The following is a 21,140-nucleotide window of genomic DNA, read 5'->3' on the forward strand; positions in this document are numbered from 1 at the left end:
CGGGGAGAGAACAACAAGTCGAGACCGTTCATGTCGAATCACTCCTACTTCGCCCCCCACGGTGGGCACCCGGCTCAAACCGAGCTGCTGACTGACCGTGCCATGTTCACCGAAGCCTATGCCGTCATCCCCAAAGGCGTGATGCGTGACATCGTCACCAGTCACCTGCCGTTCTGGGACAAGATGCGCATGTGGGTCATCGCCCGCCCGCTGACCGGCTTCGCCGAAACCTTCGCCCAGTACATCGTCGAAGTGGCCCCGGAAGGCGGCAGCGAGCGTCCTGAGCTGGACCCGAATGCCGAAGCCGTGGTGTTCGTCGTCGAAGGCGAAATCGACATCACCGTCGAAGGCAAGCACCACACCCTGGGCCAGGGCGGCTATGCCTTCCTCGCACCAGGCGCCGAATGGAGCCTGCGCAACAACAGCAAGTCCAACGTCACCTTCCACTGGCTGCGCAAGCACTACCAGAAGGTCGAGGGCCTGGACGTACCTGAGTCGTTCGTCACCCACCGTGACAACGCCACCGTCATCGAAATGCCGGGCACCGAAGGCCGCTGGGTCACCACCCGCTTCGTCGACATGGCCGACATGCGCCACGACATGCACGTCAACATCGTGACCTTCCAGCCGGGCGGCGTGATTCCGTTCGCTGAAACCCACGTCATGGAACACGGCCTGTATGTGCTCGAAGGCAAGGCGGTGTACCGCCTGAACCAGGACTGGGTCGAAGTGGAAGCCGGCGACTTCATGTGGCTGCGCGCCTTCTGCCCACAGGCCTGCTACGCCGGCGGCCCAGGCAAGTTCAGCTACCTGCTGTACAAGGACGTCAACCGTCACGTGCACCTGACCCTCAACCCCAAGCGTTGAGCCCAGGCTGCTGAACGAAGCCCGCCACCCTGGCGGGCTTCGTTTTTGCCGCGCATACTGCAGGTTCCCTTTTTGCGCGGTGCTCGCCATGAACCGCTGCCTGCTGCTTGCCGCCCTGCTGCTGGCCACAAGCGCACCGGCCGACGACGGCTGGAGCCTGGCCTACGACCGCGAGGGCATTCGCGTCTACCTCAACGCTTCGGCGGACTCTCCCTACCAGCAGTTTCGCGGCGTCAGCACCATCAAAGCCAGCGTGCGCACCCTCGTCGACCTTCAGGAGAACCTGCGGGTAGCCTGCAAATGGCTGTATGCCTGTGAGCAGATGCGCCTGCTCGAAGTCGATGGCGACAGCACCTGGGTGTACCTGACCACCAACCTGCCATGGCCGACGCTGCCACGCGACATCATCCTCAAAGTCACCACCGAACGCCTGGACGACGGCACCCTGGTGCGTCACCTGAGCGCCGAACCCGGCAAGCTGCCGGAGGAACCCGGGCTGATCCGTGTGCAGCGCCTGAGCGGCGAGTGGGTGATGAAGCCGCTTGGCGAGCGAGAGACCGAAGTCACCTACCAGTTGCAGGCAGACCCCGCCGGGGACGTACCGGGCTGGCTGGCCAACCGTTTCGTGGTCGATGCGCCGGTGGTGACCTTGCGTACGTTGCGGGCGGTGGCAGAGCGTCAGCACTAAAGCTCGTTACTGCACCACCCCGCAGGCAACGCGGGCACCGCCGCCCCCCAGTTTCTCAGGATGGTCACTGTGGTTGTCACCACCGGCATGCACCATCAACGCGTGGCCCTTGAAGTCGGCAAGCTTCAACCTGGGCGCAAGCACCGGATAGCTGGCCTTGCCATCCGCACCAACGTACAGCGCCGGCAAGTCGCCGCGGTGGCCACTGTCGTCATACGGGCCCTTGTGCAGGTTGCTCGAACCCGGGTCCCAATGGCCGCCTGCCGCGCCTGCGGGCACAGGCTTGCCGTTTTCCTGTGCCGGGGCGCAGGAAGGATTCTGGTGCAGGTGGAAGCCATGCACACCTGGAGGCAGGTCTTTCAGGTCGGGTGTGAGCAGAGTGCCGTAGGGGTTCTGCTCGATGCTGATAGTACCGATCGACTTGCCTGGGCCGTCGGGCCCGGCGAGTTTCAGTTCTACTGTCTGCGCGGCCTGAGCGAGGCCGGCCGAGGCCAGCAAGGCGGTGAATAGCGCTGCTTTCATTGGGTTTCTCCATGGCAGGTGATACGCAGGTATTGGTACCCGGGTATCAGGTGGGACTGCCAACGGTGCCAGGCATTCCATCCAGCCACAGACTGAAACACAATACCGTCTCGCCCGCTCAACCCCGGAGCCTGCCCGCGTGTCCCTCAAAGCCCTGCGCACCCTGGTGACTATCGCCCGCCACGGCACCTTCGCCCGTGCCGCCGACCTGCTCAGCCTCACCCCGTCGGCGGTGAGCCTGCACATCAAGACACTCGAGGACGAACTGCAGGTGGTGCTGTTCGACCGCAGCCGTCGCCAGGTGGTGCTGACAGAAGCCGGCCAACTGGCGGTGGCACGCGCCGAGGTCATTCTGTCCTCTTATGACGAACTGGCCGACGCGCTGGCCAGCGGCCCGAGCCTGCGTGGCCGCCTGCGGCTCGGCGCGATTCACACGGTGCTGGCCCGCCGCCTGCCCAAGGCGCTGGTGTGGATCAAGGCGCATCACCCCGAGCTGCACATCAGCGTGGCCTCGGGCATGTCGGCGGAACTGGCGCGGCGGGTGGAGGACGGCGAACTGGACGCGGCGATCACCACCGAACCGGTCAGCCCCTATCCGCAGAGCCTGGACTTCACACCGCTGTTCGAAGACCGTTTCTGGGCCATCGCCAGCCCCGAGCTGGCCGGGCACAACCTGCCACAGCTATTGGCCAGCCAGCCTTTCCTGCGTTTCGACAAGCGGGCCTGGGCCGGCCGGCAGATCGAGCAGGAGCTGCGCCGACAGCACCTGCAAGTCAGCGAACAGATGGAGCTGGACAGCCAGGAAGCGCTGGCGAGCATGGCAGTCATGGGTTTGGGTGTGGCGATCATCCCCATGGCCGACGATGACCTGCAACGGCTGCCACCGGCGACCTGCCTGCCCTTCGGCGAGCCCCAGCTGAAACGGCGGGTGGTACTGCTGGAACACGAGAAAAGCCAGCGGCGACACTTGAGCGCGGTGGTAAGCAAAGCACTGGAGGCTGTTCATCCCCCGCTTTGAGAACGCTGGGTACCCTGTGGCAGCCGGCTTGCCGGCGATAGGGCCAGCGCATGCTGTCGAGATCCGCCTGCCCCGGCCTCATCGCTGGCAAGCCAGCTCCCACAGAGATCGAGGGGGTCGGCATAGTGCAGTTTTTCTCAATGATCACTGCAGAATTACGCGTTTTTTTTGATCGATCGGTCACGCTAGTCTGTTCCAGTACCCGACCACGGAACGCCTGCCATGCTCCACCTGCTGCTGACCACCCTGGTGCCCATCATCCTGCTGATCGCCCTGGGCACCCTGATGCGCATCCGCGGTTTCCTCGCCGAAAACTTCTGGCCAGGTGCCGAGCGGCTGAGCTACTACGTGCTGCTGCCGTCGCTGTTCCTCCATGGCCTGGCCACTGCCAACCTCGATGGCGTACCGGTGCTGGGGATGGTGGGCGTACTGATGCTCTCGACCTTGCTCGGTGCCGTGCTGCTGGTGCTTTATCAAGGCGCGGTGAACCACGACGGCGCCGACTTCACCTCGGTGTTCCAGGGGGGCGTGCGCTTCAACAACTACATCGGTGCCACCCTGGCTGCCGGCATCTACGGCAGCGCCGGAATTGCCCTGGCAGCAGTGGCCAACGCTGCCATCGTGCCGTTGGTGAATCTGCTCTGTGTCCTGGTGTTCGCCCGCTTCAGCGCCCGCCACAGCTCGCCGGCCACGATACTGCGGGCGATTTTCGCCAACCCGCTGATCGTCGGCTGCGCCGGAGGGCTGTTGCTGCGAGTGACAGGGCTGGGCCTTCCTGCCGGCCTCGAGCCGACGATCAAGGCCTTGGGCCAGGCCGCCCTGCCATTGGGCCTGCTGTGCGTAGGCGCGGCACTGGGTGGGGCCAGCCTTGGCCAGCAGGCTCGGCCCCTGATGGCGGCTTCGATGTTCAAGTTCCTGATCATGCCCCTGACCACGTGGGGCCTCTGCCGCCTGCTGGGCCTGGGAGGCCAGGCGGCGGTGGTGGCGGTGTTGTTCCAGGCGCTGCCGACGGCGTCTTCGTCCTATGTCATGGCGCGGCAGATGGGCGGCAACGCACCGCTCATGGCCACCATCATCGCCCTACAGACCGTGGCGGCGGCCGTTACCTTGCCTTTGGTACTAATGCTTACGCTGAAGTGATGGCGCTTGGCTAGACTGTGAAGCAACCCACACTTCGGAAGCTGAACCATGCGTTGCTCGTGGATGGTGATCGGATTGACCATGGCCCTGCTCGCAGGCCCTTTACACGCCGCCGACACTGCCAAGGCCGCCGTGGCCGAAGACAAGGCCCAGGTGCTGGAAGAAAAGGTGGTCGAGGACGCGCCGCCGCCGAAGAAAGCCGAAACCCTGACCCCCGGCGAAGTCAAGGCAGTCGACCCCGCAGGGCAGGCGCCCATGGATGACAGCATCACCTGCCTGGCCCGCACCATCTACTGGGAAGCCAAGGGCGCGGATGCCAAGGACATGAGTGCGGTGGCCAGCGTGGTGCTCAATCGCCTGGGCCATGAAGGTTTCCCGGACACCATCTGCGGGGTGGTCAAGCAGGGTGTCGAAAGCAAGTCCTGCCAGTTTTCCTGGTGGTGTGACGGACGCCCTGACCAGGTCGAGGAAGCCCAGCGCTATGACATCGCCAAGGAGATCGCGCGCAAGGCCCTCAACCAGCAGCTCAAGGACTCGACGGGAGGCGCGCTGTACTTCCATGACCGCAACGTGCACCCGGACTGGGCCAAGGCTTATCACAAGACGGCCGAGACCCGGCATTTCCTGTTCTACAAGCCCAACCAGGCACTGGCGCGCTGAGCCCCCTGCCCATCACAAATCGATCGTTCCGGAGAATTTCACCAGGCGCGGATCGCCCTGGGTCAGGTAACCACCATTGGCCGAAGCCCAGTAGTGCTTGTCGGTCAGGTTTTCCACGTTCATGCGCAGGGTGACTTCCTTCTCCTGCACCTTGAAGCCGCCTGGGGCGCCAACGGCAACGGAACAGCAAGCGACCAAGAAGGTCGACCGATAGGAAGGGAAGCGTGCCATTCAAGGCTCTGGTGTGATGCGTGAAGCCTCCCTGGCAAAGCTAATCATTCGTAATTGCGCATGGTTTTTACCTGACACTACGAATTATTTCTATCAATTGTGCACTTTTCTGGCAGCCCGTGGTCTACCCCCTCTTTTGCCGCCTGCACACCTGTGCAGGCGTTTACCTCGCGATGCACGATTCCGGGCCAAAAACCCTGGTCTTGTGTAGGATGAGCAGCGCACACCAAGACGCTGCCAGTCACAGGGAGATCCACATGCGCGTCCTGTCATCCGTTGCAGCCTTGTCGCTGGGCCTGTTCGTCACGACCGGGAGCCTGGCCGCCACTGGCGAAGAGGCGCAGCTGATCGAGTCGATCAATGTCTACCGCAGCCAGGCCCAGCCCTGTGGCGGGGAGGCATCGCTGGAGTTGCCACCGCTCAACAGCGACACCCGCCTGGCCTTGTCGCCGGAGGGTACCCGCGACCTGCAGCAGGCCATGACCCGCGCTGCCTACCCCATGGTCAATGTCCAGGCCATCAGCGTGTCCGGCCCACGCGACGCCCGCGCCGCGATGCACGCCATCGAAGAGAGCTTCTGCCAGGTGGTGCTCGACCCGCAGTTCGTCGATATCGGTGTCAGCCAGGAGGGCCGCGATTGGCGCATCGTCCTGGCCCGCCCCTTGCTGAGCGGCCGCCTGGGCGACTGGCAGGCCGAGGGGCAGAAGCTGTTGCAGGCCATCAACGTTGCACGCAAGGCGCCGCGCCAATGCGGTGGCCAGCCGTTCGCCGCCGCCCCGGCGCTGAGCTGGAGCACCGCCCTGGCCGGCGTCGCGGCCAGCCACACGCGGGCCATGGCCAACCAGAACTTCTTCGACCACATCGACCGTGACGGCCGAACCCCGGGCGACCGTGCGGAACTTGCAGGTTACCTGTACCAACAGATAGGCGAGAACATCGCTGCCGGGCGTGACACCGCACAAAAGGTGGTGGACGGCTGGCTGGCCAGCCCCGGGCATTGCGCCACGCTGATGAACCCGGATTACCGCGAGCTGGGCGCCGCCTATGCCGTGGACCCGAAGAGCGATGCCGGCATCTACTGGACGGGGTTGTTTGGTACGCCGCAGTGAGCAAGGGCCAGCACGCCGCGTTTGCGCGATCCCTGTGGGAACCGGCTTGCCGGCGATAGGGCACAAGTCGGTTTTGCCTGCTGCGACCTCATCGCCGGCAAGCCGGCTCCCACACAGACCGCGCTGGCCTAACGAATAATTCAGTCCCTCACACCGCGCTTCGGCGCAATGCCAGCGCCGTGCAGCCGAAGCGCCGGCGCACGCATCGCCCCAGGTAACTGGCATCACCCAGCCCCACCTCATCGGCAATCTGCCCCAGGCTGTGGCTGGAATTGAGTAACCGCCAGCGCGCCTGCTGCAGGCGCATTTCCTGCCACCAGGCCTTGGCACTCATGCCATGGCTGGCCTGGAACTGGCGGTCCAGCTGGCGCCGGCTGATGCCCAGTTCCAGCGCGAGCTGCTCGATGGAAATGCGCGCAGCCAGATGGTGACGCATCAGCGCCAGGGCACGTTGAACCTGGCGGCCCTGCCCTGTACCTGCCTCCAGCGAACGCAACGCGTGCCGGCTGTCCCGAGATTCGTCCACCAGCATGTCGGCCAGGCCCTTGAGGGCACGCGCACGCCCACAGTTGCGTGACAGCAACTCCACCGCCAGGTCGATGGCGGCGGTACCTCCCGCACAGGTGATGCGCGCACCGTCGATGCAATACAACTGCTCGGACAGTATCTCCAGATGAGGGAAGCTTGCCCGGAACTCCGCTTCATGGCGCCAGTGCACCACCACTTTGTGCCCATCGAGCAAACCGCAGGCTGCCAGCAAGAACGCGGCATTGTCGATGCCGACCAGCTTCACGCCTGCCCGGGCTGCACGCTTGAGCAGGCTTTTGTAGTGGCCAGCGAGCCGCGCCGTGGCTTCGGCGTTGCGGCTGCCGAACAGCACCAGGTAGTCGTAGTCGGCCAGGCGCTGCTCGCCAACGGCCTCGACCTGCAGTACCGCCCCGCTGCTCGACACCACGGGTTCGCCGTTCAGGCTACCCAGCGTCCAGGCGCAATAGCGTTGGCGGCTGTAGTCTTCATCGTCTGCACTGAAGCGCAACTTGTCGAGAAAAGCACCAACGGGCAGCAGGGCAAAATCCGGCAGCGGCAGGATCAACAAGCGGATATCAGGGGGCATGGCCGGAATGTCCACAAAGCACCATAGAATGTCCAGATAATACCCTTAGCTATCCCAGGCGTCTCTTAAACTGGCCACCTTCGCACACTCAAGGCATTTTCCATGGCACTGGACACCTGGCTTCTCTATTTGCTGGCGAGCATTGGCCTGTCGCTCACCCCGGGCCCCAACAGCTTGCTGGCATTGACCCACGGTGCGCTGTATGGCGCTCGGCGGACCTTGTTCACCATCGTCGGCGGGGTATTCGGCTTCAGTGCGCTGATTGCGCTGGCCATGTTTGGCCTGAGCGCGCTGCTGCAAACCTCGGCATCGGTGCTGACAGTGCTCAAATGGATCGGCGGGGCTTATCTGCTGTGGCTGGGCATTCAGCTCTGGCGCAGCCCGGCACTGCAGCTGGAGGCTACCCAGCGGGCGGTTCATATGGGCAATGCCGGCCTGTTCCGCCAGGGCCTGTTGTCGGCCCTGGCCAACCCCAAGGTCCTGCTGTTCTACGGCGCATTCCTGCCGCAGTTTCTCGACCCGCAACGGGGGTTGTTGCTGCAGTTCGTGATCATGGCGGCGACCTTTGCCAGTGTGGAATTCGTGGTCGAATACCTGCTGGCGCGGATGGCGTTCCGCGTGCGCCCCTGGCTGGCCAAGGGCGGCAAAGGCTTCAACCGCTGCTGCGGCAGCCTGTTCGCGCTGATCGGCGTGGCTTTGCCGCTCAGCCGCTAACCCGGCGCGAAACCCGCAGGAATACCAGCAGAGCCAGCCCCGGCAAGGCCGCGCCCAGCAGCGCCACACCCTGCCAGCCATGGTGCGCGAACACCGCACTGGCCACGGCGGAGCCTGCGGCGCCACCGATGAAGATACTGGTCATGTACAAAGCGTTGAGCCGGCCACGGCTGGCGGGGTCCAGGGCATACACTTCGCGCTGGCCAATGACCATGTTCATCTGCACCGCAAAATCCAGTAGCACGCCGGTCAAACCCAGGCCTATCACGCTGTAACCTGGGCTACTCAGGCCCAGCAGCAAGGCCACGGGCGCCAGCATCAAGGCGAGCAACGACCCCGCACGTGCATGCCCGGCGTCGGCCAGACGCCCCGCCACTGGCGCTGCGATGGCGCCAACCGCCCCCACCAGGGCGAACAGCGCAATCTGGCTTTGCGACAACCCATGCTCGGCTGCCAGCGCCAGCGGCACCGCCGTCCAGTAAAGGCTGAAGGCGGCAAACATGAGGGCCTGGTAAAGGGAACGCTGGCGCAGCACCGGGTATTGGCGCAGCAAGGCGACCAGCGAGGCCATCAGCCGGGCGTAGCTTGCGGTGTGCTCGGGCACCCGACGCGGCAGGGTCAGGGCCAGCAACACAATGATCGCCAGCATCAGGCCCGCCGCACCAACGAACACCGTGCGCCAGCCAAAGTGATCAGCCACCAGGCTCGACAGTGGCCGCGCCAGCAGAATGCCCAGCAGCAGGCCACCCATGATGTTGCCAACCACTCGACCACGCTGCTGCTCCGGCGCCAGGTGGGCGGCCAGCGGGATGAGCATCTGCACGGCAACCGAACTGAAACCGATGAACAATGCATAACCCAGGAACAACGCCCCCTGCCCACTGCGGCTGGTGCCCGCCAGCAGCAGGCTGACACAGGCAAGCACGGCCGTGATGATCATCAGTCGGCGATTCTCCAGCAGGTCGGCCAAGGGCACCAGTAGCAGCAGCCCCAGTGCGTAGCCCAGCTGGGTCAGCGAAACGATCAGGCTGGCGCGCTCGGTGGAAAGGCCAAGGTCGGGCGCGATCAGCCCGACGATGGGCTGGGCGTAGTAGATGTTGGCGACGATCGCACCACAGCAGAACGCGAGCAGGGCCACCAGGGTTCGGCTCAGGCCTGTGGCCGCAGGCTGGGCAGCGGCAAGGGAGGGATGCATGCGAGGTTCCTCGGCATTGGGAGTGGACAATGGTGGGCACCTTACCGGGACACTTTGATGGCGAGAATGCAACGGCCACGCAACGGGGTTTTGCGCCCTGCGCAACGGCACCTGTTCAGGGCTTCAGCAGGCCCTCGCAGAAACCGATGAAGGCTTGCACGCGCCTTGAGCCGCGATGGTTGGGCAAGTACAGGGCGTTGATACTGTCATTCGCCGCGCCAGGGCTGATCTGCCAGTCACCGAACAGGCGCTGCAAGCGGCCTGCGGCGACGTCGTCGCGCACCAGCCAGTCTGCCAGCAATGCAATGCCGCTGTCGGCCAGTGCCGCTTCGCGCAGCAGGTCGGCGTTGGCACTGCGCAGTGGACCACTGACCGCCAGTTCCAGGGCCTGGTCCCCCTGCCGCAGGCGCCACGGGCGCGCCTTCTGGCCATAGCGAAAGCGCAGGCAGGCGTGCTCGAGCAGTTGCTCGGGGTGATCCAGCCTGTGCCGCCGTGCCAGGTAAGCGGGGCTTGCCACCAGCCAACGCTGGAAACGCCCCAGCTGCCGGCACACCAACTCATCGTTGGGTGAGGGGTCGCCTAGTCGAATCGACAGATCGTAGCGGCCGTCGAGCAAGTCATCGAGCCGATCGCTCATGTCGATGTCCAGTTCCATGGCCGGATAGCGCGCCAGAAACACCCCCAGGTGCGGCGCCACCACCCGCCGACCGAACTCCACCGGCAGGCAAAGACGCAGCACGCCAACCGGCTCCTCGCCGCGATCGGCGACCGAGGCATCGGCCTCGTCCAACGCTTCGAAGATATCCCGGGCCCGGGCATAGTAACGGGCCCCGGCTTCGGTCAGGCTGACCTGGCGCGTCGAACGGTTCAGCAGAGTAGTGCCCAGCGCCGACTCCAACGCATCCACCAGGCGCGTCACCGACGAGGTGGCCACGCCCAGCTTGCGCGCCGCCGCCGAAAAACCCTGAGCATCGACGGTCGCCGCGAACATCTTCATCGCCAGCAGCTTGTCCATATCTATCCTTTTGCATTAAGCCTCAGAAAAGTCCTACATCATGAAAGGGCGGTCAAGAAGCGCGCCGCCTTTCGATGAAGTCCATAGTGAATTACCTCCTGTAGAGCGAGATTTCCTATGACACCCGACAACCTGTTGGCCCCTCTCCCCCCTTGCGACCCTGGCGCGCCGGAGTGGGTCGACGACCTGCTCAAACGCCCCGGCCTGCGCATCGAGCGCATTGTTTCCAGCGGCCAGTGCAGCCCGCCTGACTTCTGGTACGACCAGCCCGAAGGCGAATGGATCGTGCTGCTGAGCGGCAGTGCCGGCCTGCGCCTGGAACACGAAGCTCACACGCGGCTGCTGGTGCCGGGTGATTGCCTGGACATCCCCGCCCACTGCCGCCACCGCGTGGAGTGGACCGCCCAAGGTACCCACACCGTCTGGCTGGCCGTGTTCTACGGCGCCACAGCGCCTTGGCCCAGCAACTGACCTGATCGCCCAACACCATCACTTTAAACGCCTGCGCGGCCCTTGGCCGTGGCGCAGTGCGCCCGCTTGCCTGTGAAAAGCCACTCACAGCTCGGCTTCACTCTCCAACGCTGGATGTTCACACACATGCATTACTTCACTACCGACCGCAGTATCCGCAACGTATTGCGCAGCTCCGCCTTCGGCCTGGGTGCCGCCTCCCTCTGTGGCAATGCCCTCGCCGCGCCACCCGTGATCGAGCTGGAGGACACCGAGATCGCGCAAACCACTGCAACCAGCCCACGTACCGAACGCTCGGCGTCGATCAAACAGGTTGCCCCTTTGCTCGACACCCCACAGACCATCACCGTGGTCCCTGCCCCAGTACTCGACCAGCAACAGGCGCTGAGCTTGCGCCAGGTGCTGTCGAATGTTTCAGGCATCACCTTCAACGCCGGAGAAGGCGGGGGCGGTTCCGGGGACAACATCAACATCCGCGGCTTTTCGGCCAGCGACAACATCCAGGTCGACGGCCTGCGCGACAGCGCCCAGACCACGCGCTCCGACACCTTCAACACCGAACAGGTCGAGGTCATCAAAGGCCCTGGCTCGGTGTTCGGCGGGGCCGGCACCACCGGCGGCACCATCAACCTCATCAGCAAACAGCCTGAGCAGCAGGCTTTCACTCACCTCGGCGGCAGCCTGGGAAGCGCCGGCTATCAACGCCTGACACTGGACAGCAACCAGCCGCTGACCGATGCCGGCCAAGGCAGCGCAGCGCGTATCAACCTGATGGCGCACCGCAACGAAGTGCCCAGCCGCCCCGGCATCGAACAACAGCGCTGGGGCATTGCCCCGAGCCTGCAACTTGGCATCAGTGACGCCTCCTGGCTGACCCTGAGCGCCTTGCATCAGGTCGATGACAACCTGCCGGACTACGGCGTGCCGGCACTGGAAGGCAAGCGCATGGCAGGCGTAGACCGCAGACAGTACTTCGGCTGGAAAAACCTCGACAAGGAACACATCGAACAGAACCAGTTCACGCTCAAACTGGAACATGAGTTCGACGAGCAATTGCGCCTTCAGCAACTGGCCCGCCACGGGCGGCTCAGGCGTGACACCGTGGGCTCCGCTTCGCACGTCAACACCGAAGGTTTGCCGGCAGGGCGTTATCGCCCTGCCGGGCCACAGGGGTACGGCCGCGATGCCACCACACAGCTGTGGACCAGCCAGACCAGCCTGCTGGGCCACGACCGGCTGCTGGGCGTGGGACATGATTGGGTGATCGGTGTAGAGCTGTCGCGCGAATCGCTGGACCTGAAAACCTACAATCACGGCCTCGGCACCACGTGCTATCCCGACAACGGCTACGCGCTGGGGAACCCGCCTGGTTACTGGAGCGGCCCCGTGGAAAAGGCTGTCCTGGGGTACACCGAAACCGAGCTGGACAACCAGGCCGTCTACCTGTTCGACACCGTGGCCCTGAGTGAACGCTGGGACCTGCACCTTGGCCTGCGCCATGACCGTTTCGCCGGCAGCGCCAACGGCTATTCCCCGGCCCACCTGCGCACATCGTCGTTCAACAGCGTCGACAACACCGTGAGCAGCCGCGCGGGGCTGGTGTACAAGCCAACCGAACACGGCCGCGTTTACCTTGCCTGGGGCAACTCCTTCAACCCGTCGGCGGAATCACTGGCCAGTAACGCGCGAGGCCTGACGGCGGCAACCGAAGGGCTGGCCCCGGAAAGAAACCAGACCTGGGAGCTTGGCAGCAAGTGGGCGTTGCTCGACCAACAATTGGAGCTGGATACCGCGCTGTTCCATATCGTCAAGAGCAATGCCCGCGAAACGCTGGCGGATGGTTCTACTCAGCTGTCCGGCAAACAACGCGTACAAGGCCTGGAACTTGGGCTCACGGGTCACATGAGCGAACACTGGACGGTGTTCGCCAACTACACCTTCCTCGACAGCAAAACCCTCAAGGCGACCCCAGGCGGTAACAGCTTCGCCAGCAAGGGGCATGCGCTGGCCAACACCCCGCCCCGCTCGATGAACCTGTGGACCACCTACCAGCTTCCCCTTGCCTGGACCTTCGGCTATGGCGCGCGGTATGTCAGCAAACGCAATGTCACCTCCAGCACCAGCGCCAAACTCGATGCCTACTGGCTGCACAACGCCATGGTCGGGTATCAGGTGAACCGCCAACTTGACCTGCAGTTGAACCTGAACAATCTGTTCGACAAGGCCTACGTGGAACGGGTGCGCCAACAGAACGGCAGCTCCGCCCGGTCTTCGGCCATCGAGTATGGCGCGAGCAGGGCTGCCATCGTCACCGCCAACTACCAGTTCTAGGGCAAATGAGGCCTGCTTACGGCGGGCCTTCATGCCTAATACAAAAGTCTGACCTCCCTTTAAAGCTTGAACAAAACATCCTGTTTACTGACATTTTCGCTTCATGTTCTAGACTTTTCGCAACAACCACGCAAGTTCAGCCCTGCGACAATCAGCCTCACGAAATTATGTACTAACTTGTTAATTAGCTTGCTAAGGGCTTAAACTGCGCGCATTCCACCTGCTGAGATCCCTGGCATGAACGAAACACCGCGCGCCTCTGGCGCCACAAAAATCATCCTGGTCGGTTTGGGCGTGATCATCGCCCTGCTCGGCCTGCTCCTCGCGGCTGGCGGTATCAAGCTGGCCGGCCTGGGCGGTTCCTGGTACTTCTTGATCGGCGGCCTGGCCATGGCCATCGCCGGTGTCCTTATCGCCCGCCGCAAGAAGGCCGGCGCCTGGCTGTACGCTGTGTTCCTGATCGGTACCGCGGTCTGGGCCCTGATCGATGCCGGCCTGGTGTTCTGGCCACTGTTCTCGCGCCTGTTCATGTTCGGCGCGATCGGCATGGTGGTGGCACTGGTCTACCCGATGCTCGCCCGTGCCAACGGCGCCAGCAGCAGCCGAGGCGCCTACGGCATCGCCGGCGTACTGGCCGTGGTGCTGGTGATCGCCGCCGGCAACATGTTCGTCGCCCACCCAAGCGTCGCGCCTACCGGCAAAGGCCCGGGCATGACCCCGGTCGAAGCCGGCAAGGCGCAGAAAGACTGGGCGCACTACGGCAACACCGAAGGTGGCAGCCGCTTCGCAGCCCTGGACCAGATCAACCGCGACAACGTCGACAAGCTGAAAGTGGCCTGGACCTACCACACCGGTGACGTGGCGATCAGCGACGGCAACGGTGCCGAAGACCAGCTCACCCCGCTGCAGATCGGCAACAAGGTGTTCATCTGCACCCCGCACAACAACCTGATCGCCCTCGACGCAGACACCGGCAAAGAGCTGTGGAAGAACGCGATCAACGCCCAGTCCAAGGTCTGGCAGCGTTGCCGTGGCATGGCGTACTTCGACGCTACTGCTGCCATTGCCCAGCCGACCCAGCCGAACAGCTCGCCGATTACCGGCGGTAGCGTGCCGGCCGGTGCCAACTGCCAGCGTCGCCTGCTGACCAACACCATCGACGGTCGCCTGATCGCGGTCGATGCCGACAATGGCGAGTTCTGCCAGGGCTTCGGTACCAACGGTCAAGTCAACCTCAAGGCCGGCCTGGGTGACGTCCCGGACTCTTACTATCAGCTCTCGTCCGCGCCGCTGATGGCCGGCACCACCGTGGTGGTCGGCGGTCGCGTCGCCGACAACGTCCAGACCGACATGCCAGGCGGCGTGATCCGTGGTTTCGATGTGATCACCGGTGAAATGCGCTGGGCCTTCGACCCCGGCAACCCGGAAGATCGCCAGGCGCCACAGGGCGACAGCACCTACGTGCGCAGCACCCCGAACAGCTGGGCGCCGATGTCCTACGACCCGGCGATGAACACCCTGTTCCTGCCGATGGGCTCCTCGTCCACCGACATCTACGGCGTTGAACGCAACAAACTCGACCACACCTACGGCGCTTCGGTGCTGGCCCTGGACGCCACCACCGGCAACGAGAAGTGGGTGTACCAGACCGTGCACAACGACCTGTGGGACTTCGACCTGCCGATGCAGCCGAGCCTGATCGACTTCACCAAGGACGACGGCAAGACCGTGCCTGCGGTAGTGATCGGCACCAAGGCTGGGCAGATCTACGTGCTCGACCGCGCCACCGGCAAGCCGCTGACCCAGGTCGATGAAGTACCGGTCAAGCCAAGCAATATCCCTGACGAGCCGTACTCCCCGACCCAACCGAAGTCGGTCGGCATGCCGCAGATCGGCGCGCAGACCCTGACCGAATCGGACATGTGGGGTGCCACTCCGTACGACCAACTGCTGTGCCGCATCGACTTCAAGAAGATGCGCTACGACGGCCTGTACACCGCGCCTGGCACCGACCTGTCGCTGAGCTTCCCGGGTTCGCTGGGTGGCATGAACTGGGGCAGCATTTCTACCGACCCGGTGCATGGTTTCATCTTCGTCAACGACATGCGCCTGGGCCTGTGGATTCAGATGATTCCGTCGCAGAACAAGGGCGCGGCGACGTCCGGTGGTGAAGCGCTCAACACCGGCATGGGCGCCGTGCCGCTCAAGGGCACCCCGTATGCGGTGAACAAGAACCGCTTCCTGTCGGTCGCCGGCATCCCGTGCCAGGCTCCGCCATTCGGCACCCTCACCGCCATCGACATGAAGACCCGCCAGGTGGCCTGGCAGGTACCGGTCGGCACCGTGGAAGACACCGGCCCGCTCGGTATCCGCATGCACCTGCCGATCAAGATCGGCCTGCCTACCCTGGGCGGCACCCTCTCGACCCAAGGCGGCCTGATCTTCATCGCCGGCACCCAGGACTTCTACCTGCGCGCCTACGACAGCAGCAACGGCAACGAAATCTGGAAGGCCCGCCTGCCCGTGGGCAGCCAGGGCGGCCCGATGACTTACGTTTCGCCGAAGACCGGCAAGCAGTATGTGGTCATCACCGCCGGTGGTGCCCGTCAGTCGACTGACCGTGGCGACTATGTGATTTCTTACGCCCTGCCTTGAATCGAGTCGCCCCTATCGCCGGCAAGCCGGCTCCCACAGGGTTGAGTGCAGTACCTGTGGGAGCCGGCTTGCCGGCGATGAGGCCCTGAAAGATCAACCGAGACCCCGCAATGCCATCCGCTTTTCGCACTATTTCTCCCCTGCTATTGGCCTTGGCCAGCACCACCGCCCTGGCCGACGGCGACCTGATGACCCGCAACACCATGACCGGCGACTGGGGCGGCCTACGCCACCAGCTCGAGGCAGACGGCGTCAAGTTCACCGGCGACTACAGCGGTGAAACCGCCTACAACGCCCACGGTGGCCTGCACCGCTCGGCCCGCTACTCGCAGAACCTCAAGCTGGGTGTGCAGTTCGACCTGTCGAAGCTGTACGGCCTGGACAACGGCGGCAAGGTCCAGCTGACCATCAACGACCGCCGCGGCAACAGCGCCTCGGAAGACTTGGTGGGCAACCGCCTGCCGATCCAGGAAAACTTCGGCGGCCTGTACACCCGCCTGACCGAGCTGAGCTACGAGCGCACCCTCTTCACCCCGTCGCTCAACGTCAAGCTTGGCTACATGGCCATGGGCAACGACCTCGGCGGCTTGGACAGCGGCATTCTGTGCAACTTCATGAACGCCGGTTTCTGCGGTCACCCGCTGAACATGTCCGGCGGCAGCGGCTGGACCAACTACCCTAACGCCCACTTGGGCGTGCGCGTGAAGTACGACCTGTCGCCAGCCTGGCAGCTGCGCGTGGCCGCGTTCAACGTCGACCCCGAGAGCAACGGCAATTCCAGCCGCGCCTGGCACCTTGGGCCCAAGCACACCACCGGGACCGTGTTACCGGTGGAACTGGTGTACAAGCTGCAGGGCGAGCTGCCGGGTGAGTACAAGCTGGGTTATTACTACGACAGTTCTGACGTGAAGCGCATCGGCAGCGACAAGCAAGTGTCCGGCCGTGGCGGTCACTACCTGCTGGTCGACCAGGCGGTGTGGAACGATGCCGGTTCGCCAGGGCGCAGCCTGCATGCTTTCGGCCAGTACTCGGCTTCAAGCGAGGCAGCATCGCCGTTCACCAAGTGGTATGGCGCAGGGGTCGTGCTGTACAAGCCGTTCGCCAGCCGACCGCGCGACACCCTGGCCCTGGGTTATGGCCGTGCCGTGCCCAACCCGCGCAGCCGGGATGTGCTGGAGGATGCCGCCGCCAATGCCGGGCAACCGTTCCCGAACATCGACAGCGCCGAACAGCTGATCGAACTGAGCTATGGCTACCAGGCCACGCCGTGGCTGAACCTGCGGCCGGATGTGCAGTACATCATCGAGCCGGGGGCCTTCTCCGGGAAAGACATCGATAACGCGCTGGTGGTCGGGTTGCAGGTCAAGGCGACCTTCTGAGGACTTGCGGCCGCTTTGCGGCCCATCGCCGGCAAGCCGGCTCCCACAAAGGTCAGCGTGGCCGCCTGTGGGAGCCGGCTTGCCGGCGATGAAGCCAACGCAATCAGCCCTGCCTGAGATAGTCCACCAGCCTCAGCAACATCGCATCACACCCCTGCAACTGCTCGACACTGACGAACTCATCCGGCTTGTGCCCCTGGTCCATGCTTCCAGGCCCGCACACCACGGTGGGAATGCCGGCCTGCTCGAACAGCCCCCCTTCGGTACCGAACGCCACCGTGCCGAAATCCTCCGAACCGCTGAGCAACGCCACCAGGCGCGCCGCCTCGCTGTCCGCCGGCGTGGCCAACCCTGGGTAGGCACTCAAGGGCGCCAGGCGAATCGCACTGGCCGCATTGACCTTGCGCATGCGCGGCAGCAACTCGGCTTCGGCATAGGTCTGCAGCTGATCAGCCACGGCCTGGGCCTCGAACCCCGGCAAGGCCCGCACTTCGAAGTCGAACGCACACTCCTCGGGCACGATGTTCAGCGCCCTGCCCCCACTGATGACGCCCGTCTGTACCGTCGAGAACGGCGGATCGAACCGTGAATCATGGTGCTCAGGCAATGCCAGGGCCTCGCCGATTTCTCCCAGTTTGCCGATCAGTTTCGCGGCGTACTCGATGGCATTGACCCCGTAAGGCGCATACGCCGAATGACACGCAGCACCTTGCACCTGGCAGCGCATGGCCAGCTTCCCCTTGTGCCCAAGCACCGGTTTGAGCTCGGTGGGCTCACCAATCAGACACAAGCGTGGCTTGTGCGGCCGCTGTTGCAGGGCAGCCAGCATCGAACGCACGCCCAGGCAACCGACTTCCTCGTCATAGGAAAACGCCAGGTGCACCGGCATGCGCAGCGGTTGTGCAAGAAACGCCGGCACCGCCGCCAGCACCGAGGCGATGAAGCCTTTCATGTCGGCTGCGCCTCGGCCATACAAGCGGCCATCGCGCTCGGTCAGGGCAAATGGCTCGACCGTCCAGGCCTGGCCGTCCACCGGCACCACGTCGGTATGCCCGGACAGCACCACGCCGCCGACATCCTTGGGGCCGATGGTGGCGAACAGGTTGGCCTTGGTGCCTTCCGGGTTGAGGAACAGCTCGCTTTCCACGCCAAGCCCAGCCAGGTAATCACGCACGAAATCGATCAGTTGCAGGTTGGAGTCGCGACTGACCGTGGCAAAGCCGACCAACCGCGCCACCAAGGCCCGGCTGCTGTACTCACTCATCGCCCGGCACCCCATAGCTTGGCGCGGCGGTAGGGTTCAGGGCGCGGGTGACGTAGTCCTGCATCTGTGGGCGATACGCCTGCCACAGGCCGTCGAGTACGCCGATCGGGTCTTCGTCGGCCCAGTCCACACGCAGGTCCACCAACGGCCAGGTCAGTTCACCGGCAATCTTCAGCGCCGCCGAATGCACCGGGCCAGCCTCGCCACCGGCAGCCATCGCCGCATGCATGGCCGCCAGCAGGCGATCGGCCAGGTGCCCACCGGCCTGCTCGAAGGCCTGCACCATGGCTTCGATCACCTGCAGCGAAGACAACAGGTTACCGGCCGCCGCGCATTGCTCGCCGGCCACCGCGTTGTGCACGCCCAGCGCTTCTTTGCCGGTGAACAGCGCGACCTGGCCTTGGCTGTCGATGACCGTGACCTGGCGGTACTCGCTCCAGCCATTGGCGCTGAGCACTCGGTCCAACGCCGCAGCGGGCGGCAACTGGCCTTGTTCCAGGGCATCGAGAATCTGCGGACCCAGCGCGGGCAAGGTGATGTTCTGGGTGGAAACAGCGCCGACACCGGCACGTACCCACGGGCAACGGGCACCCACGGCGATGCTCGACGAGCTGATTGCGATACCGACCTGGCCGGTTTCCTGGCAGCGCCCGATGATGGAAAAGGTCATGAGAATGCTCCTGTTGTTCTGTGCGATTGCAGGCAATCTGAACAGAACCCTCCAGTACGCGAAACCACCTTTTTCCTGTGCCTTGAACAGGAAAAAACTAAGGCCGCGCAACCCCCTCGAAAACACGCGAATCCCCCCGCAAAACCTCCCTGCAGGCCTTGTACATCAAGGCCTTCGCCGTTTTATCGGCAAGCACTAGCTAAATACTATTTTCGCGATTTGAGCGGCATCCCTAGTCTGGCCCCAGGTAACGGCGGTCCTCCAAACCGACCTGACAATAACCGCCTGAACAAGGGCTCGGACATGACATTGAACAATATCGAAATCGACACCCTGGTAGTCGGCGCCGGCCAGGCCGGCGTGGCCATGAGCGAACACCTGAGCAAACTCGGCGTGCCCCACCTGGTGCTGGAACGCAAGCGCATCGCCGAGGCCTGGCGCACCGGCCGCTGGGACTCGCTGGTCGCCAACGGCCCGGTCTGGCACGACCGCTTCCCCGGCCTTGAATTCAACCTCGACGCCGACGCATTCGCCGGCAAGGACCAGGTTGCCGACTACTTCGAGCAGTACGTGCGCAAATACAACCTGCCGGTGCGCACCGGTATCGAAGTGAAGAAAGTGGTGCGCAATGCCGATCGCCCAGGCTTCACCATCGAAACCAACGAAGGCGTGATCCGCGCCAACCGCGTGGTCGCCGCCACCGGCCCATTCCAGCGCCCGGTCATCCCGGCCATTGCGCCAAAGGATGAGCAACTGCACCAGATCCACTCCGCTGCTTACTTCAATCCCGAGCAACTGCCACAAGGCGCGGTGCTGGTGGTTGGCGCCGGTTCCTCCGGTGTGCAGATCGCCGAAGAACTGATGCGCGCCGGCCGCCAGGTATACCTGTCGGTCGGTGCCCACGATCGCCCGCCGCGCGCCTACCGCAACCGTGATTTCTGCTGGTGGCTGGGCGTGCTGGGCGAGTGGGATGCCGAAATCGCCAAGCCCGGCCGTGAGCACGTGACCATCGCCGTCAGTGGCGCCCGTGGCGGCCACACCGTGGACTTCCGCGCCCTCGCCCATCAGGGCATGACCCTGGTCGGCCTGACCCAGTCGTTCGAAAATGGCGTGGCGCGCTTCCAGGACAACCTGGCCGAGAATATCCAGCGCGGCGACGAAAACTACCTGGCCCTGCTGGACGCCGCCGATGCCTACATCGAGCGCAACGGCCTGGACCTGCCGGAAGAGCCCGAGGCCCGCAAGCGCCTGCCCGATCCGGAGTGCGTCAGCAACCCGTTGCTGGAACTGGACCTGGCTCAGGCCGGCGTCACCAGCATCATCTGGGCCACCGGTTACGGTGTGGACTTCAGCTGGCTGCAGGTCGACACCTTCGATGCCAATGGCAAGCCACAACACCAGCGCGGCGTATCCCGCGAACCAGGCGTGTACTTCCTCGGCCTGCCCTGGCTGTCGCGCCGTGGCTCGTCGTTCATCTGGGGCGTGTGGCACGACGCCAAGCACGTCGCCGGCCACATCGCCACCCAACGTACCTACCTGGCCTACCGCGATCGCGAACAGCGTGAAGCGGATGACCAGCAAGAAACCTCGATCAGCAACGTCAGCACCCTCGGAGCCCACTGATGCCTACTCACACTCGCATCCGCATGTTCAACACCAAGGAAACCTACCCCAACCAGACCCTGGACAACGACCTGTGCCAGGCCGTGCGGGCTGGCAACACCGTCTACGTCCGTGGCCAGGTAGGTACCGACTTCGAAGGGCGCCTGGTAGGCCTGGGCGACCCACGCGCGCAAGCCGAGCAGGCGATGAAGAACGTCAAGCAGCTGCTTGAAGAGGCAGGCTCGGACCTGTCGCACATCGTCAAGACCACCACCTACATCACCGACCCGCGTTTCCGCGAGCCGGTGTACAAGGAAGTAGGCAAGTGGCTCAAGGGCGTGTATCCGATTTCCACCGGATTGGTGGTGGCCGGTTTGGCCCAGGCCGAGTGGTTGATGGAGATCGATGTGATTGCGGTGGTACCGGATCAGCAGTGATCCAGTTACATGGCTGGGGCGCTTTGCGCCCCATTCGCCGGCAAGCCGGCTCCCACAG

At 64.2% G+C, this 21,140-nt stretch carries 20 protein-coding genes; 13 read left to right on the forward strand and 7 right to left on the reverse strand.

Going from position 1 to position 21,140, the window contains the following annotated elements; translation table 11 throughout:
* Window positions 1-30 precede the first annotated feature (30 nt).
* Window positions 31-867: a bifunctional allantoicase/(S)-ureidoglycine aminohydrolase gene (locus KU43P_RS14620; protein ID WP_317658081.1), complete on the forward strand. Its 837-nt coding sequence runs from the start codon at window positions 31-33 to the stop codon at window positions 865-867.
* Between the two features lie 88 nt (window positions 868-955).
* Window positions 956-1,555: an START domain-containing protein gene (locus tag KU43P_RS14625; RefSeq protein WP_317658082.1), complete on the forward strand. Its 600-nt coding sequence runs from the start codon at window positions 956-958 to the stop codon at window positions 1,553-1,555.
* A gap of 6 nt (window positions 1,556-1,561) precedes the next feature.
* Here the strand turns inward: KU43P_RS14625 and sodC are convergent, their stop codons facing one another.
* Window positions 1,562-2,077 carry a superoxide dismutase [Cu-Zn] SodC gene (gene sodC / locus KU43P_RS14630; protein WP_317658083.1) on the reverse strand — a complete coding sequence of 172 codons (516 nt, stop codon included), beginning with the start codon at window positions 2,075-2,077 and terminating at the stop codon, window positions 1,562-1,564.
* A 139-nt stretch (window positions 2,078-2,216) separates the two neighbouring features.
* Between sodC and KU43P_RS14635 the strand changes: the two genes are divergently transcribed.
* The 3 genes from KU43P_RS14635 to KU43P_RS14645 all read left to right on the forward strand — a co-directional run bounded on the left by KU43P_RS14635 (window position 2,217) and on the right by KU43P_RS14645 (window position 4,895).
* Window positions 2,217-3,095 carry a LysR family transcriptional regulator gene (locus tag KU43P_RS14635; RefSeq protein WP_317658084.1) on the forward strand — a complete coding sequence of 293 codons (879 nt, stop codon included), beginning with the start codon at window positions 2,217-2,219 and terminating at the stop codon, window positions 3,093-3,095.
* 222 nt (window positions 3,096-3,317) lie between these two features.
* Window positions 3,318-4,235 (forward strand): AEC family transporter, encoded by a 918-nt coding sequence (locus tag KU43P_RS14640; RefSeq protein WP_317658085.1) that lies wholly within the window; start codon window positions 3,318-3,320, stop codon window positions 4,233-4,235.
* Window positions 4,236-4,283: 48 nt separating this feature from the next.
* The gene (locus KU43P_RS14645; RefSeq protein ID WP_317658086.1) at window positions 4,284-4,895 is read left to right on the forward strand and encodes a cell wall hydrolase; all 612 of its coding nucleotides are present in this window, start codon (window positions 4,284-4,286) and stop codon (window positions 4,893-4,895) included.
* Window positions 4,896-4,907: 12 nt separating this feature from the next.
* Here KU43P_RS14645 and KU43P_RS14650 read toward each other — a convergent pair whose 3' ends face one another.
* On the reverse strand, window positions 4,908-5,126 hold the full coding sequence (locus KU43P_RS14650; protein WP_317663923.1) for a hypothetical protein: 219 nt from the start codon (window positions 5,124-5,126) through the stop codon (window positions 4,908-4,910).
* A 257-nt stretch (window positions 5,127-5,383) separates the two neighbouring features.
* On the opposite strand from KU43P_RS14650, the gene KU43P_RS14655 reads away from it, so the two are divergent.
* Entirely contained in the window at window positions 5,384-6,235 is an 852-nt protein-coding gene (locus tag KU43P_RS14655) for a CAP domain-containing protein (protein ID WP_317658087.1), read from the forward strand.
* Window positions 6,236-6,383: 148 nt separating this feature from the next.
* On the opposite strand, the gene KU43P_RS14660 is transcribed toward KU43P_RS14655, so the two are convergent.
* Window positions 6,384-7,349, reverse strand: coding sequence for a GlxA family transcriptional regulator (locus tag KU43P_RS14660; protein WP_317658088.1), 966 nt, complete (start codon window positions 7,347-7,349; stop codon window positions 6,384-6,386).
* A gap of 102 nt (window positions 7,350-7,451) precedes the next feature.
* Between KU43P_RS14660 and KU43P_RS14665 the strand changes: the two genes are divergently transcribed.
* On the forward strand, window positions 7,452-8,063 hold the full coding sequence (locus KU43P_RS14665) for a LysE family translocator (protein ID WP_317658089.1): 612 nt from the start codon (window positions 7,452-7,454) through the stop codon (window positions 8,061-8,063).
* On the opposite strand, the gene KU43P_RS14670 is transcribed toward KU43P_RS14665, so the two are convergent.
* Window positions 8,053-9,258 (reverse strand): MFS transporter, encoded by a 1,206-nt coding sequence (locus KU43P_RS14670; protein WP_317658090.1) that lies wholly within the window; start codon window positions 9,256-9,258, stop codon window positions 8,053-8,055. The genes KU43P_RS14665 and KU43P_RS14670 overlap by 11 nt on opposite strands.
* A gap of 115 nt (window positions 9,259-9,373) precedes the next feature.
* The gene (locus tag KU43P_RS14675; protein WP_317658091.1) at window positions 9,374-10,273 is read right to left on the reverse strand and encodes a LysR family transcriptional regulator; all 900 of its coding nucleotides are present in this window, start codon (window positions 10,271-10,273) and stop codon (window positions 9,374-9,376) included.
* A gap of 117 nt (window positions 10,274-10,390) precedes the next feature.
* Here KU43P_RS14675 and KU43P_RS14680 point away from each other — a divergent pair, with 117 nt between their 5' ends.
* The 4 genes from KU43P_RS14680 to KU43P_RS14695 all read left to right on the forward strand — a co-directional run bounded on the left by KU43P_RS14680 (window position 10,391) and on the right by KU43P_RS14695 (window position 17,109).
* Window positions 10,391-10,744 (forward strand): cupin, encoded by a 354-nt coding sequence (locus KU43P_RS14680; RefSeq protein WP_317658092.1) that lies wholly within the window; start codon window positions 10,391-10,393, stop codon window positions 10,742-10,744.
* A 126-nt stretch (window positions 10,745-10,870) separates the two neighbouring features.
* The gene (locus KU43P_RS14685; RefSeq protein WP_317658093.1) at window positions 10,871-13,075 is read left to right on the forward strand and encodes a TonB-dependent receptor; all 2,205 of its coding nucleotides are present in this window, start codon (window positions 10,871-10,873) and stop codon (window positions 13,073-13,075) included.
* 237 nt (window positions 13,076-13,312) lie between these two features.
* The gene (locus KU43P_RS14690; RefSeq protein WP_317658094.1) at window positions 13,313-15,730 is read left to right on the forward strand and encodes a glucose/quinate/shikimate family membrane-bound PQQ-dependent dehydrogenase; all 2,418 of its coding nucleotides are present in this window, start codon (window positions 13,313-13,315) and stop codon (window positions 15,728-15,730) included.
* 110 nt (window positions 15,731-15,840) lie between these two features.
* On the forward strand, window positions 15,841-17,109 hold the full coding sequence (locus KU43P_RS14695) for a carbohydrate porin (protein WP_317658095.1): 1,269 nt from the start codon (window positions 15,841-15,843) through the stop codon (window positions 17,107-17,109).
* Between the two features lie 103 nt (window positions 17,110-17,212).
* Here KU43P_RS14695 and argE read toward each other — a convergent pair whose 3' ends face one another.
* Window positions 17,213-18,373: an acetylornithine deacetylase gene (gene argE / locus KU43P_RS14700; protein ID WP_317658096.1), complete on the reverse strand. Its 1,161-nt coding sequence runs from the start codon at window positions 18,371-18,373 to the stop codon at window positions 17,213-17,215.
* Window positions 18,366-19,043 (reverse strand): DUF1028 domain-containing protein, encoded by a 678-nt coding sequence (locus KU43P_RS14705; RefSeq protein ID WP_317658097.1) that lies wholly within the window; start codon window positions 19,041-19,043, stop codon window positions 18,366-18,368. Before KU43P_RS14705 ends, argE begins: the two co-directional genes overlap by 8 nt.
* Window positions 19,044-19,346: 303 nt before the next feature.
* On the opposite strand from KU43P_RS14705, the gene KU43P_RS14710 reads away from it, so the two are divergent.
* Both KU43P_RS14710 and KU43P_RS14715 read left to right on the forward strand, forming a co-directional pair.
* Window positions 19,347-20,666 (forward strand): flavin-containing monooxygenase, encoded by a 1,320-nt coding sequence (locus tag KU43P_RS14710; RefSeq protein ID WP_317658098.1) that lies wholly within the window; start codon window positions 19,347-19,349, stop codon window positions 20,664-20,666.
* Window positions 20,666-21,082: a RidA family protein gene (locus tag KU43P_RS14715; protein ID WP_317658099.1), complete on the forward strand. Its 417-nt coding sequence runs from the start codon at window positions 20,666-20,668 to the stop codon at window positions 21,080-21,082. Before KU43P_RS14710 ends, KU43P_RS14715 begins: the two co-directional genes overlap by 1 nt.
* Window positions 21,083-21,140: the final 58 nt, after the last annotated feature.

The organism is Pseudomonas sp. KU43P (assembly GCF_033095865.1).
Lineage (GTDB): Bacteria > Pseudomonadota > Gammaproteobacteria > Pseudomonadales > Pseudomonadaceae > Aquipseudomonas.